At 65.3% G+C, this 12,734-nt stretch carries 14 protein-coding genes; 6 read left to right on the forward strand and 8 right to left on the reverse strand.

Going from position 1 to position 12,734, the window contains the following annotated elements; translation table 11 throughout:
• Window position 1 precedes the first annotated feature (1 nt).
• From rpsP to NUW81_RS01670, 5 genes are all read right to left on the reverse strand, one after another.
• Window positions 2–442, reverse strand: coding sequence for a 30S ribosomal protein S16 (gene rpsP, locus NUW81_RS01650; RefSeq protein ID WP_245109727.1), 441 nt, complete (start codon window positions 440–442; stop codon window positions 2–4).
• 27 nt (window positions 443–469) lie between these two features.
• On the reverse strand, window positions 470–1,930 hold the full coding sequence (ffh, locus tag NUW81_RS01655; protein WP_245109730.1) for a signal recognition particle protein: 1,461 nt from the start codon (window positions 1,928–1,930) through the stop codon (window positions 470–472).
• A 173-nt stretch (window positions 1,931–2,103) separates the two neighbouring features.
• Window positions 2,104–3,615 carry a phospholipase D-like domain-containing protein gene (locus NUW81_RS01660; protein WP_245109732.1) on the reverse strand — a complete coding sequence of 504 codons (1,512 nt, stop codon included), beginning with the start codon at window positions 3,613–3,615 and terminating at the stop codon, window positions 2,104–2,106.
• A 41-nt stretch (window positions 3,616–3,656) separates the two neighbouring features.
• Window positions 3,657–4,226 (reverse strand): DUF924 family protein, encoded by a 570-nt coding sequence (locus tag NUW81_RS01665; RefSeq protein ID WP_245109735.1) that lies wholly within the window; start codon window positions 4,224–4,226, stop codon window positions 3,657–3,659.
• Between the two features lie 38 nt (window positions 4,227–4,264).
• Window positions 4,265–4,834, reverse strand: coding sequence for a transglutaminase domain-containing protein (locus NUW81_RS01670; protein WP_245109737.1), 570 nt, complete (start codon window positions 4,832–4,834; stop codon window positions 4,265–4,267).
• 59 nt (window positions 4,835–4,893) lie between these two features.
• On the opposite strand from NUW81_RS01670, the gene dapF reads away from it, so the two are divergent.
• Genes dapF through NUW81_RS01700 form a run of 6 tightly spaced genes read left to right on the forward strand, consistent with a single transcriptional unit; the run spans window position 4,894 to window position 10,138 of the window.
• Complete coding sequence (dapF, locus tag NUW81_RS01675; RefSeq protein ID WP_245109739.1) at window positions 4,894–5,694, forward strand: diaminopimelate epimerase; 801 nt, start codon at window positions 4,894–4,896, stop codon at window positions 5,692–5,694.
• Window positions 5,691–6,911, forward strand: coding sequence for a tRNA (N(6)-L-threonylcarbamoyladenosine(37)-C(2))-methylthiotransferase MtaB (gene mtaB / locus NUW81_RS01680; protein WP_260508522.1), 1,221 nt, complete (start codon window positions 5,691–5,693; stop codon window positions 6,909–6,911). The genes dapF and mtaB overlap by 4 nt, the downstream gene beginning before the upstream one ends.
• Window positions 6,908–7,825, forward strand: a complete 918-nt coding sequence (gene ftsY, locus NUW81_RS01685; RefSeq protein WP_245109742.1) for a signal recognition particle-docking protein FtsY — start codon at window positions 6,908–6,910, stop codon at window positions 7,823–7,825. The genes mtaB and ftsY overlap by 4 nt, the downstream gene beginning before the upstream one ends.
• Complete coding sequence (locus tag NUW81_RS01690) at window positions 7,822–8,454, forward strand: inner membrane-spanning protein YciB (RefSeq protein ID WP_245109744.1); 633 nt, start codon at window positions 7,822–7,824, stop codon at window positions 8,452–8,454. The genes ftsY and NUW81_RS01690 overlap by 4 nt, the downstream gene beginning before the upstream one ends.
• Window positions 8,451–9,380 carry an ABC transporter ATP-binding protein gene (locus NUW81_RS01695; protein WP_245109747.1) on the forward strand — a complete coding sequence of 310 codons (930 nt, stop codon included), beginning with the start codon at window positions 8,451–8,453 and terminating at the stop codon, window positions 9,378–9,380. Before NUW81_RS01690 ends, NUW81_RS01695 begins: the two co-directional genes overlap by 4 nt.
• Window positions 9,377–10,138, forward strand: coding sequence for an ABC transporter permease (locus tag NUW81_RS01700; protein WP_245109749.1), 762 nt, complete (start codon window positions 9,377–9,379; stop codon window positions 10,136–10,138). Before NUW81_RS01695 ends, NUW81_RS01700 begins: the two co-directional genes overlap by 4 nt.
• Window positions 10,139–10,198: 60 nt before the next feature.
• On the opposite strand, the gene NUW81_RS01705 is transcribed toward NUW81_RS01700, so the two are convergent.
• The 3 genes from NUW81_RS01705 to pspF form a co-directional block, all read right to left on the reverse strand.
• A complete protein-coding gene (locus tag NUW81_RS01705) occupies window positions 10,199–10,822 on the reverse strand; it encodes a superoxide dismutase (RefSeq protein WP_245109752.1) in 624 nt (207 codons plus the stop codon).
• 127 nt (window positions 10,823–10,949) lie between these two features.
• Window positions 10,950–11,498, reverse strand: coding sequence for a tetratricopeptide repeat protein (locus tag NUW81_RS01710; RefSeq protein WP_245109754.1), 549 nt, complete (start codon window positions 11,496–11,498; stop codon window positions 10,950–10,952).
• A 70-nt stretch (window positions 11,499–11,568) separates the two neighbouring features.
• Window positions 11,569–12,630, reverse strand: coding sequence for a phage shock protein operon transcriptional activator (gene pspF, locus NUW81_RS01715; RefSeq protein ID WP_260508523.1), 1,062 nt, complete (start codon window positions 12,628–12,630; stop codon window positions 11,569–11,571).
• Window positions 12,631–12,734 lie beyond the last annotated feature (104 nt).

Consider the following 12,734-nt stretch of genomic DNA (forward strand, 5'->3'; position numbering starts at 1 on the left):
CTTACTCGCCCTTGTCTTCGGTGGCTTCTTCAGCAGCCGGCGCTTCTTCAGCAGCGGCTTCTTCGGCCGGGGCTTCGGCAGCAGCCTTGGCGGCTTCAGCGGCTTCGGCTTCCTTGGCGGCACGCTCTTCGGCGCGTTCCTTGGCCTTTTCGCCCGGCTCGGCCTTCTGCGGGTTGTTGCGGGCTTCGCGCTTCATGAGGCCTTCGGCGTCGAGGAAGCGGAGGACGCGGTCGGTCGGCTTGGCGCCAACGCTGAGCCAGTGCTGGATGCGCTCCTTGTCGAGCTTGACGCGCTCGGGGTTATCCTTGGCGAGGAGCGGGTTGTACGAACCGACGCGCTCGATGAAGCGGCCGTCACGCGACTTGCGGCTGTCGGCGACGACGATGCGGTAATAGGGACGCTTCTTGGCGCCACCGCGGGCGAGACGAATTGCAACTGCCATTTCTATATTCCTTCTGAGGTATCTGGTTTATTTCTTTGAAAACTTGTCGAAACCGGGGGGCAGGTTCATCGGTGCGCCGGGGCCACCCAAGCCCGGCAATCCCCCCGGGGGGAGCTGCGGCATGTCACCGCCGGGAAGGCCATCGGCCCCGCCCGGCATGCCGCCGCCGAAGAGGCTGGCGAGCTTTCCGAAGCCCCCCATCTTCTTCAATTTCTTCATCGCCCCTTCCATCTGCTGGTGCATCTTGAGGAGCTTGTTGACCTCCTGGACGGTCGTGCCCGACCCCTTGGCGATCCGGATCTTGCGCTTGGCGTTGATAAGCTTGGGCTTCTGGCGCTCGTCCGCCGTCATCGAGCTCAGCATCGCCTGGAGACGGGTCAGCGCCTTGTCGTCGACGTCGGTCGCCGCCTTCATGCCCTTCATGCCGGGCATCATCTTGGCGAGCGCGCCGAGGCCGCCCATCTTCTGCATCTGCTGGAGCTGAAGGGCGAGATCGTCGAGGTCGAACTTGCCCTTCTCCATCTTCCTGGCGAGGCGCTCGGCGTCCTCCATCTTGACCGTCTCGGCAGCCTTTTCGACGAGGCTGACGACGTCGCCCATGCCGAGGATGCGGCCGGCGACACGGTCGGGATGGAAAGGCTCGATGGCGTCGAGCGCTTCGCCCGTGCCGGCGAACTTGATCGGCTTGCCGGTGACCTCGCGCATCGACAGCGCCGCGCCGCCGCGCGCGTCGCCGTCCATACGGGTGAGAATAACACCGCTGAGGTCGATTTCCTCACCGAAGCCCTTGGCGACATTGACCGCGTCCTGGCCGGTCAGGCTGTCGACGACGAGCAGCGTCTCGGTCGGGTTTGCAGCGCCCGCAACCGCCTTCATCTCGTCCATCAACGCATCGTCGACGTGGAGACGACCCGCGGTGTCGAGCATGACGACGTCATAGCCCTGTAGCTTGGCCGAAGAGAGCGCGCGCTTGGCGATGTCGGTCGGCTGCTGCCCCGCGACGATCGGCAGCGTGTCGACGTCCGCCTGCCTGCCGAGCACGGCGAGCTGCTCCTGCGCCGCCGGACGGGCGACGTCGAGGCTGGCCATCAGGACCTTCTTGCGATCCTTTTCCTTGAGGCGCTTGGCGAGCTTGGCGGTCGTGGTGGTCTTACCCGAGCCCTGCAGGCCGACGACCATGATGACGGCGGGCGGCGCGACGTTGAGCTGGAGCTCGGCATTCTCGCTGCCGAGCAGTTCGACGAGCGCGTCATTGACGATCTTGACGACCATCTGGCCCGGCGTGACCGAACGGATAACCTCTTCACCGACCGCGCGTTCGGTGACCTTCTCGACGAACTGGCGGGCGACGGGCAGCGCGACATCGGCCTCGAGCAGCGCCACGCGAACCTCGCGCATGGCATCGCGCACGTCGGCTTCGGTCAAGGCTCCGCGGCCGCGGATCTTGTCGAATACACCGGAAAGGCGATCGCTCAGGCTGTCGAACAAACTCGTTTCTCCTCGTCAGACCGCAGCGACAGGCGCATAACGCGAAAAACGCCAGCGGACGAAACCTCGTCGGCTAGCGGGCGCCGCAGCGCTGTCGATACTGTCATCCTTAATGGACGGGGCGCATCTATGCCGAATGGCGCCAAAGGTCAAGCTGTGCGCGGTCCCGCGCCCTAGAGCAGCGGCTCGACCGCATCGAAGCGCCCGAACCAGGCAAGGATGCGGCGCATGATACCGACGTCGGGGTCGGCCACCCTGCCCTCCTCGTCGACATAGACGATCTCGCCCTCCCCGTCTCGCTCGACGCTCCACAGGAAGGCGTTGCGATCGATCATCGCGGCGAGCCGTGCCGCCGTGTCCGGATCCTCGAAGAACAACCCCATCTCGCTGTTCAATTGCGCCGAACGCGGGTCGAGGTTGAAGGAGCCGACGAACACGTCGCGGCCATCGACGATGAGGCTCTTGCCGTGGAGGCTGGCGGTCGAGCGGAAGCTGTGGCGCCAGTTGATCTGCGCCTTGTCCCCCGGCGCGGCGCGGAATTCGTAGAGTTCGACCCCGTCGTCGAGCAGTTCCTCGCGATACTTTGCATAGGCCCCGAACACGGGCGGCACGTCGGTGGCGCCGAGCGAATTGGTGACGATGCGGAAATCCACGCCCCGCCCTGCCGCCGCGCCGATCGCTTCCATGCCGCGCCTGCCCGGGATGAAATAGGCCGAAACGATATCGACCGTCTCCTCGGCGACCCCGACCTTCTCCTCGAGCCAGTCGACCATCTCGGTGCCGGGGCGCGGGCGGTCGATCGAAGGTGCCGGGCTGTCGGAGCGCAACTCGACGCGCGTCACCTCCCCGCCCTCGACCAGTCTGCGACGCCACTCGGATGCGGAGCCGGTGGCATCGACATAGGCACTGCCGATCATGGTCAGCTGCGCTGCCTCGGCAGCCCCGTCGATAAGGGCCGGATTGCCGCTCTCGACGAACTGGCCGATGGGATAGCTCAGGGCGCTACCCCAAAATTGCTCGAAGATCGCGCTGGCCTCGTCCACCACCGGCCCCGCGACCAGCGCGTCCATGTCGAAGAAGTGCGTGCCCTCGCCATAATAGAAATAGTCATCGCCGATGTTGCGCCCGCCCAGGATGGCGAGCGAGCCGTCGACGATGAGCTGCTTGTTGTGCATGCGGTGGTTGAGGCGGTCACCGTCGAACAGATAGCCGAGCGGCTTCATCCAGCGCAGCACGAAGGGGTTGTAGAGCCGCACCTGCGCATTGGGCATGGCGTCCAATGTCGCCAGCGCCTCGTCCATCCCTGCAATGCCATTGTCATCGACCAGCAGGCGAACCCGCACCCCCCGGCGGGCCGCCTCGAGCAGGCGGTCGAGCATCATCCAGCCCGTCGTGTCGGCATGCCAGATGTAATATTGCGCATCGATGCTCTGCGCGGCCTTGTCGACCGACATGATCCGCACGGCGAAAGCATCGCGCCCGTCGTCGAGCAACCGCACGAAATTGCCCTCGCCATCGGCCGGAAGCTCGCGCTCGACGAGCCGCGCGACCAGCGAGGCCCGCTCGGGCGCGGCATCCTCCGCCACCGTCATCGGCGTGTCGGGAAGCGCCCAGACCGCACGCGCCGTCACCCTCAGCAGCAGGATCGCTGCCACGGCAACAAGCAGGATGACGAGGATCCGCATGCGGATCACTTAACCCAGATCAATGAGGCGGACAATCGCGCCTAGAAAGCGGCCCCGCCTTCGAGCGCCACCCGTTCCTCCGGCGTGCTCTCGCGGCCGAGCGCCTTGTTGCGCCCCGGGAAGCGGCCGAAATCCTCGATCTGGCGATAGTGCAGCCGTGCGAAGCGGTGCGGCCCTTCCTCGCTCAGGCCATCGAACAGCCGCACGCTTTCCTTCTGGTCGGACAGGTCTTCGGAATGCATCAGCGGCATGTAGAGCATCCCGCGCTGCTCCTTGGTCATCCGCAGGTCCCAGCCCTTGGCGATCGCCCGGCGCGTCAGGCGCCGCGCCAGCGCATCGGCCTCGAACGCCTTGGCCGAGCCGCGGTGGATATGGCGCGAGAACTGGTCGAGGACGATCACCGCCGCGAGGATCCGCCGCGGCCCGTCACGCCACACATCGGCGTCACCCTTGAGGATGTCGCGGCGCAGCCTGGCCCACTTCTCCTTCACCTCCGCATCGAGCGCGGGGTCCTTCTTCCACCAGCGCTCCTCCCCGACCGTGTCGAACCAGTAGTCGATCACGTCCTGCGCGATGCGACGCGTCTCGCTGTCGATCGGCGCGAAGGCCATCGAGGAGGAATTGCTATTCGGTCCGCTCGTGCCCAAGCTCAGGCTCCTTCTTCGCTTAGTGCGGCGATACAAGCCTCGCGCGCCTGCCAGATGGCCTCGAAACTCGCCGCGATGCCGCGGTCGAGCCGCCACTGCCGCAGCGCGCGCCGGTGGATCATGTTCTTCTCGACCAGCGCGGCAGGCTCGAGCCGCCGCTCCAGTTCGAAGCGGATCGGCTTGTCCGTGTGAGTCAGGCCGGTAAAATCGACCCGCTCGCCCGCCACTTCGGCCACGCAATGCGCCTCCAGCATGGTGTCGAGCCCGTGCGCCTCGAGCACCGGCGCCACCGTGTCGAAATGCTTGCCCGACAGCTCGAACAGGCCGACCACCAGCTCGGCATCGACCCCTTCCTCGCGCATCAATTCGACCAGTAGCGCATGCTTGGTCGAGCAGGTGCCGCGCTTTTCCGACAGCACCGCGCGATGGTCGCGGACCGACAGGCGGCCATAAGGCAGCGCCTCGATCCAGCCCGCCGCCGCGCCAAGCGTGTCCAGCCCTTCATCCTTGAACGTGCGCGCCAGTTCGCCGCTCCCCAGCGGCTGCTCGCGCCAATTCCCCCCACTTGCCATCACTACCCTTCCGCTCGCTTGCTTGCCTCGCGCCTCCGCGCACCCTAGATCGCATCGCAATGACGATCACGTTTCACAAGATGCACGGGCTAGGCAACGATTTCGTTATCATCGATGCACGGCGTCGCCCCGTCGATCCGAGCGAGGCGCAGGTGCGCGCCTTGTGCGACCGTCGGCGCGGCATCGGCTGCGACCAGCTCATCCGCCTGTCGCCCTCCGACAGTGCCGATGTGCGCATGGATATCTGGAATGCCGATGGCTCCTTCGCCGAGGCCTGCGGCAATGCCGCGCGCTGCGTCGCCGCGCTGACCCACGCCAATTCCATCGAGACCGTCGGCGGCCATCTCGAGGCCGTTGCGATTGAGGGCGAGATCAGCGTCCAGTTGCCCCCGCCGCGCTTCGACTGGGACGCTATTCCGCTTGCCGATGCGATGGACACTCACCCGCTGCCGCTCGGCTGGGGCCCGCTCGAGCGGCCCGACGCGGTCAATGTGGGCAATCCGCATCTGGTTTTCTTCGTCGACGACCTCGACGCCATCCCGCTCGGCGATCTCGGCCCCGGCATCGAGAGTGACCCCGCTTTTCCCAACAAGATCAACGTCAACGTCGCGCAAGTTCACGACAGCTATCTGGAATTGAAGACTTTCGAGCGCGGCGCCGGCCTTACCCAGGCCTGTGGCACCGGAGCCTGCGCCACCGCCATCTCGGCAATTCGAAACCGGCACCTCATCTCGCCTGTCGAGGTCCGCATGCCGGGTGGCACGCTCCACATCAGCTGGGCGCCGGGCGAACCGATCCTCATGCGCGGCGGCGCTACCCATGTGTTCGAGGGCACGGTCGATCTGGAAGCGCTGGCGTGACCATCGAGACCATCACCCTCGGCTGCCGTCTCAACATGGCCGAGAGCGCGACGATGAAGCGCCGCCTCGAGGCCGCTGGCGAGACACGCGACACCGTCATCATCAACAGCTGCGCGGTGACGGGCGAGGCGGTGCGCCAGACGCGCCAGTCGATCCGCCGCGCTCGCCGCGACCATCCGGACGCACGCCTCGTCGTCACCGGCTGCGCCGCGCAGGTCGAGCCCGAGACCTTCCGCGCCATGCCCGAAGTCGACGCGCTGATCGGCAATGCCGAGAAGCTCGATGTCGCGCAAATCGCCAATGCTTCCAAGGCGTTGCCGGGCGACGTCATGACGGCACCTGCCCCCGCGGTCGCCGCGGGCTTCGGCAACAAGGTGCGCAGCTTCGTCGCCGTGCAGACCGGCTGCGACCATCGCTGCACCTTCTGCACCATCCCTTATGGTCGCGGCAATTCGCAGTCGCTCAGCCTCGATGAAGTGCGCCGTGCGGTCGCCGCCGAGCTCGATCGCGGCGCCAAAGAGATCGTCATCACCGGCGTCGACATTACCAGCTACGACCGCGACGGCATGCGGCTCGGCGAGATGCTCCAGCGCCTGCTCGCCGACGAGCCGCGCCTCGAGCGCCTGCGCCTCTCCAGCCTCGACAGCATCGAGATGGACGGCGCGCTGTTCGAACTGCTGAGCGGGGACCAGCGCCTCCTCCCCCACTTCCATCTCTCGCTCCAGGCGGGCGACGACATGATCCTCAAACGCATGAAGCGTCGCCACAGCCGCGCACAGGCCGTCGCCATCGTCGAGAAGCTCAAGGCCGCCCGCCCCGACGTGACCATCGGCGCCGACATCATCGCCGGTTTCCCGACCGAGACCGAGGCCATGTTCGAGAACAGCCTCGCGCTCATCGAGGATTGCGACATCATCGCCGCGCATGTTTTTCCTTACAGCCCGCGCGAGAAGACACCGGCCGCGCGCATGCCGCAACTCGACCGCAGGCTGATCAAGGAGCGCGCCGCCCGCCTGCGCGCCCGCGCCGCCGCGCACCGGCAGGCTTGGCTCGAGGCGCAGGTCGGCACATTACAGCCCTGCCTGATCGAGAACGGTCACAAGGGGCATACGGACGGTTTTGCACCGATCGCGGTTGAAGGGGCGCCGCGCGGAGCCTACGGACAGGCGCGCATCACGCACGCAAGTGAAACGGGTTTGACGGGGATTTTCGAATGAGTTGGCTTGATCGCCTTACCGGCGGCTTCCGCAAGACTGCCGATCGCCTGGGCGAGAACCTTCAGGGGCTGACCAGCCAGCAGGCACTCGACAGCGCGACGCTCGACGATATCGAGGAAGCGCTGATCGCCTCCGACCTCGGCCCCGAGGCATCGAAGCGCATCCGCGACGCGATCGCGGCGAAGAAATATGACATGCTGGACGAGCGGGGCTTGCGCGAGATCCTCGCCGAGGAGATCGAAAAGATCTTAACTCCGGTCGCCAAGCCACTGGATATCGTCGGCTTTCCCCGCCCACACGTCATCCTCGTGATCGGCGTCAATGGTTCGGGCAAGACCACCACCATCGGCAAGATCGGCAACCTCCTGATGGAGCAGGACTATGGCGTCCTGCTCGCCGCCGGCGACACCTTCCGCGCCGCCGCGATCGAGCAACTCAAGATCTGGGGCGAGCGCATCCATGCCCCCGTCATCGCCGGCGCCGAGGGCGGCGACCCCGCCTCCATCGTCTTCGACGGGGTGAAGCAAGCCACCGCCACCGGCGAGGATGTGCTTATCGTCGACACCGCCGGCCGCCTCCAGAACAAGGCGCACCTGATGGACGAGCTCGCCAAGATCCGCCGTGTGCTCGGCAAGCTGAACACCGAGGCGCCGCACGACGTGCTCCTCGTCCTTGACGCGACCACCGGCCAGAACGCCCTCAACCAGATCCAGGTCTTCAAGGAAGTCGCACAGGTCACCGGCCTCGTCATGACCAAGCTCGACGGCACCGCGCGCGGCGGCGTGATGGTCGCGGCGGCGGAGAAATTCGGGCTGCCCATCCACGCCATCGGTGTCGGCGAAGGCGTCGACGACCTGCGTCCCTTCGATCCCCGCGCGGTCGCCCGCGCCATCGCAGGCCTGCCCCCCGCATGACCGACCAGCATCCCGGCCCCGACATCGAGGCGCAGGCCCCCAAGCTCTCGCCCGGAAAGCAGCTGCTGCTCGATCTCGGCCCGCTCATCCTTTATTTCGTGGCCTTCAAATTCTTTCCCGGTGACGAGGTTGACCGATTGCTTGCCGCGACCGGCGCTTTCCTCGCCGCCATGATCGCGGCGATGGTCGTCGGCTACCGCGCCACCGGCAAGGTGACGACGCTCCAGATCATTTCGATCGTCCTTGTCGGCGTTTCCGCGGCCATCACCTGGTTCACCCGCGATGGCGACTTCATCAAGATGAAGCCGACCTTCTTCTACCTGCTCGCGGCGGCCATCCTCGCCTTCGGCTTGCTGACCGGGCGCAACCTCCTGAAAGCGCTCCTTGGCGCCGCCTATCCCGGCGTCACCCCCGAGGGCTGGAGTAAGCTTTCCCGGAATTGGGCCATTTTCTTCGCGTTCCTCGCCTGCCTTAATGAAGTCGTCTGGCGCAACAGTTCGACGTCGTTCTGGCTTGGCTTCAAAATCTGGGGCTTCCTCCCCCTCACCTTCATGTTCGCCGCGAGCCAGATGCCGATGCTCCTCAGGAACGGCCTCGACCTCGGCCAGGACGGGGAAAAGAAGCAATGAGCGTCATCGCCATCCGCGGTCTCGAAAAGGCTTACAAGGGTGGCACCAAGGCGCTGAAGGGTGTCGACCTCGACATCGAGAAGGGCGAGATCTTCGCCCTCCTCGGCCCCAATGGTGCAGGCAAGACGACGCTCATCTCGATCGTCTGCGGCATCGTCACGAAAACCGGCGGCAGCGTCACCGTCGACGACCATGACATCGAGGGCGACTATCGCGACGCCCGCCGACGCATCGGCCTCGTCCCGCAGGAACTGACCACCGACGCCTTCGAGACCGTCTGGGACACGGTCAGTTTCACGCGCGGCCTCTTCGGTTGCCCGAAGGACGATGCCTATCTCGAAAGCCTCCTCAAGCGCTTGACCCTTTGGGAGAAACGCAAGAGCCGGATGCTCGAACTGTCGGGGGGCATGAAGCGCCGCGTGATGATCGCCAAGGCACTCGCCCACGAGCCCGACATCCTCTTTCTCGACGAGCCGACCGCGGGCGTCGATGTCGAACTCAGGCGCGACATGTGGGACCTCGTGCGCACATTGAAGGCCGACGGTACCACCATCATCCTCACCACCCATTATATCGAGGAGGCCGAGGAAATGGCCGACCGCGTCGGCGTGATCCGGGCTGGTGAACTGGTCGCGCTCGGCGACAAGGCCGAGCTGATGGCGCAGATGGGCCGCCGCACCTTGAAGATTTTCCTCGACGCCCCGCTGGCCGCCCTGCCCGACAGCCTTGCCGGCTGGGACCTCGACCTTGTCGATGAAGGCCGCGAGATCGACTATCATTTCGACAGCAAGGCCGAGGAGACGGGAATCCCCCGCCTCATGCGCGCATTGGACGATGCCGGCATCTCGTGGCGCGATCTCACCACCCGCCAGTCGAGCCTCGAGGATATCTTCGTATCGCTCGTTCACGCCGGAGATGCCTCATGAACCCGCGCGGCATGCTCGCCATCTACAAGTTCGAGATGGCGCGCTGGAAACGCACCTTCTGGCAGAGCGTCGTCGCCCCCGTGCTGACGACCGCGCTTTATTTCCTTGTCTTCGGCTCGGCGATCGGCAGCCGGATGAGCGACATGAGCGGCATCGACTATGGCAGCTTCATCGTGCCGGGCCTGATCCTGCTCTCGGTCCTCACCCAGTCGGTCGCCAATGCCAGCTTCGGTATCTATTTCCCCAAGTTCACCGGCACCATCTACGAAATCCTCTCGGCGCCCCTGTCGCCGCTCGAGACCGTCGCCTCCTATGTCGGGGCGGCCGTGACCAAGAGCTTCCTCCTCGCGCTCATCACGCTGGCGACCGCCGCCTTCTTTGTCGACGTGCGGGTCGAGCATCCGCTGATGATGCTCGTCTTCCTCGCCGCCATCGCCACGGGCTTCTGCCTGCTCGGCTTCCTCATCGGCCTGCTCGCCGACAATTTCGAACAGCTCCAGTTCGTGCCGCTGCTCATCGTCACGCCGCTCGCCTTCCTCGGCGGCATCTTTTATTCGGTCGCTTCGCTGGCCGAGCCGTGGCGCAGCGTCACGCTCGCCAATCCCATCGTCTATCTCGTCTCCGGCTATCGCTGGACCTTCTACGATGTCGCCGATGTGCCGCTGGGCGCGAGCGTTGCGGCGATGGCGCTCGCCATCCTCCTCCCGCTCCTCGCCATCGCCTGGATCTTCCGCACGGGCCACCGGCTGAAGCAATAGCGCCCACGAAAAAGGGCAGCAGCCGAAGCCACCGCCCTCTTTTCTTTCGAGGCTTCGCTTTTAGCCGAGCTGGTCGGCGCGGCTGATGCCCTGCCCGTCGAGGTTCTGGGAGATGAAGTCCCAGTTGACGATGTTATTGAGCACGCTCTTCAGATAGTCGGGGCGCGCATTACGGTAATCCACGTAATAAGCATGTTCCCACACATCGACGGTGAACAGCGGGGTCATGCCGTGCGCCACGGGGCTGTCGGCATCGTGCAGGCTGGTGACCTCGAGCTTGCCATTGTTGAGGATGAGCCAGCCCCAACCGCTCGCGAAATGGTTGGCGCTCTCGTTCTGCAGCGCCTCGAGCAACTTGTCGGTCGAACCAAAGTCGCTGTCGATCATCGCCTGGAGCTTGTCCGACGGCTTGGTCGAGCCTTCGGGCGCGAGGCCCATCCAGAAGAAGCTGTGGTTCCAGATCTGCGCGCTGTTGTTGAACAGGCCCTTGTTGCCGGCCTCGCTCGCGCGCTTGATCACCGTGGTCAGGTTCGCACCCTCGAGATCATTGTCGCCGAGCATGCCGTTGGTCTTGTCGACATAGGCCTTGTGATGCTTGCCATGGTGATAGTCGAGCGTTTCGGCCGACATGTGATCGCCCAGCGCATCCTTGGCGAAAGGCAGGTCGGGAAGGGTGAAAGCCATAGGGGCGCTCCTGTTGGTCAAGATGGTACGAACCGCCAACGCCCCGCAGGGCGAGGCGTTGCACGGGCAACCGTTTAGGAAGCGCAACGAGGCCTGTCAGCCCCTAATTTGGCCGGAAATCGGCGGCCTAGCGCGCGACCACCGAATAGCGACCGAGCTCGCGCTCGACCTCATACCATCCGGGCATCAGCGACTGCGCCATCTTGAGGTCGCGATAGGCATTCTCCGCCTCGCCCTTGTCCTCATGTGCGAGGCCGCGGACGAAATAGGCAATGTGCGGGCGCGCCGTGTCGAGCTCGAGCGAGCGGTCGGCAAAGCGCAGCGCCGCCTCGGCCTCCTTCTGGTGGAGCGCGAGGATGCCTTCATTGAGATAGGCTTCGGGCTGGTCGGGATCCAGTTCGCGCGCCTTGGCGAAATCGGCCGCGGCGGCGACATATTCATCGCGGTTCATATAGATGATGCCGCGGTTCACATAGGTGCCCGCGCGGGCCTCCACGCCGAGGAAGTCCTCAGCTAGCGCCTCGTTGCAGATCTCGAGATCACGGCGCGCATCGCTCTTGCTTTCGGCCGCGATCCAGCAGCTCGTCGACTTGGGACTACCGATGGTGACCACCCCCGCCTGGGTAGCGGTGGCGATGCCTGCAGTGGCAGCGAGAGCGACGAGGAACCTGTTCATGGCGCGTCCTTTTCCGGCAAGGTAGAGCGCCAGCCTATCACATTGAACGATCTAGGGGAATTCGGGGAGCCTAGCCGTCGGCCGAAGCACTGAGGTCGAGCTTCTTCATGGCATGGCGAAGCTGGTCGTAGCTCAGCCCGAGCGCCTTGGCGGTGGCGCGCTGGTTGTAGCGATGCTTTTCCAGCGCATGGCCGATCAGCGCCTTTTCATATTCGGTCACGCTGGCCTTGAAATCGTCGGTGTCGAGGTCGGCGGCCACCCCATCCGGCGACGGCGACGACGCAGTGGCAGCGGCGGGCGCCTCCTCTTCCTCGTCGGGCTGGCTCCGGCTCGCAGGCCCCGCCCCGCCCATCAGCGCCCAGGGCGACTTGAACGGATCGAAATTGATCGTCTCGACCGCGCGTTCGGGATCCTCGGCGCGATAGACCGCGCGCTCGACGACATTGCGCAGCTCGCGTACATTGCCGGGCCAACCATATTTCTCGAGCCGTTCCAGCGCCTTGTCTGCAAAGCCGGGCCAGTTCGGCCAGTCGAGCTCGACCGCCATGCGCCGCCCGAAATGTTCGGCAAGCAGCGCGATATCGCCCTCGCGAGCGCGCAGCGGCGGCAGCGTCACCACCTCGAAGGACAGGCGGTCGAGAAGGTCGGCACGGAAGCGTCCCTTGTCGACGAGGCTGGGAAGATGTTCGTTGGTCGCCGCGACGATGCGCACGTCGACGCGGATCGGCTTGGAGGCGCCGATACGTGTCACCTCGCCATATTCGACCGTGCGCAGGAGCCGCTCCTGCGCCGCCGCCGACAGGGTCGCCAGTTCGTCGAGGAACAGTGTGCCGCCATCGGCCTCCTCGAAGCGCCCCTGCCGCGTTTTCGTTGCGCCTGTGAAACTACCGGCCTCATGGCCGAACAGCTCGGCCTCGATGAGTGTTTCGGGAAGCGCCGCGCAGTTCATCGTGACGAGCGGCCCCGACCAGCGGGTCGACAGGCGGTGGAGACGCTCGGCGATCAGTTCCTTGCCCGTGCCGCGCTCGCCGATGACGAGCACGGGACGGTCAAGCGGCGCGGCGCGGCTTGCCCGCTCCACGGCATCGAGAAAGGCCAATGACTGGCCGACAAACTGGTTCGCCCGCTCCATGCCGAACATGTGGTGGAAAATCCCACCATCTGGCAAGATGTTTCATGCTGCGATGCGGCGGAAAATTACGTTTTTTGCCGATTTGCAATCGGTGTGACTTTTTG

Origin of the sequence: Sphingomicrobium aestuariivivum, assembly GCF_024721585.1 — a bacterium.
Lineage (GTDB): Bacteria > Pseudomonadota > Alphaproteobacteria > Sphingomonadales > Sphingomonadaceae > Sphingomicrobium > Sphingomicrobium aestuariivivum.

What these genes read in the sequence shown, in the direction of transcription:
- rpsP (WP_245109727.1), bottom strand. Translation starts at nt 442, where the DNA reads ATGGCAGTTGCAATTCGTCTCGCCCGCGGTGGCGCCAAGAAGCGTCCC.
- NUW81_RS01660 (WP_245109732.1), bottom strand. Translation starts at nt 3,615, where the DNA reads ATGCGGATCCTCGTCATCCTGCTTGTTGCCGTGGCAGCGATCCTGCTG.
- NUW81_RS01665 (WP_245109735.1), bottom strand. Translation starts at nt 4,226, where the DNA reads ATGGCCTTCGCGCCGATCGACAGCGAGACGCGTCGCATCGCGCAGGAC.
- NUW81_RS01670 (WP_245109737.1), bottom strand. Translation starts at nt 4,834, where the DNA reads ATGGCAAGTGGGGGGAATTGGCGCGAGCAGCCGCTGGGGAGCGGCGAA.
- dapF (WP_245109739.1), top strand. Translation starts at nt 4,894, where the DNA reads ATGACGATCACGTTTCACAAGATGCACGGGCTAGGCAACGATTTCGTT.
- ftsY (WP_245109742.1), top strand. Translation starts at nt 6,908, where the DNA reads ATGAGTTGGCTTGATCGCCTTACCGGCGGCTTCCGCAAGACTGCCGAT.
- NUW81_RS01690 (WP_245109744.1), top strand. Translation starts at nt 7,822, where the DNA reads ATGACCGACCAGCATCCCGGCCCCGACATCGAGGCGCAGGCCCCCAAG.
- NUW81_RS01695 (WP_245109747.1), top strand. Translation starts at nt 8,451, where the DNA reads ATGAGCGTCATCGCCATCCGCGGTCTCGAAAAGGCTTACAAGGGTGGC.
- NUW81_RS01700 (WP_245109749.1), top strand. Translation starts at nt 9,377, where the DNA reads ATGAACCCGCGCGGCATGCTCGCCATCTACAAGTTCGAGATGGCGCGC.
- NUW81_RS01705 (WP_245109752.1), bottom strand. Translation starts at nt 10,822, where the DNA reads ATGGCTTTCACCCTTCCCGACCTGCCTTTCGCCAAGGATGCGCTGGGC.
- NUW81_RS01710 (WP_245109754.1), bottom strand. Translation starts at nt 11,498, where the DNA reads ATGAACAGGTTCCTCGTCGCTCTCGCTGCCACTGCAGGCATCGCCACC.
- pspF (WP_260508523.1), bottom strand. Translation starts at nt 12,630, where the DNA reads ATGGAGCGGGCGAACCAGTTTGTCGGCCAGTCATTGGCCTTTCTCGAT.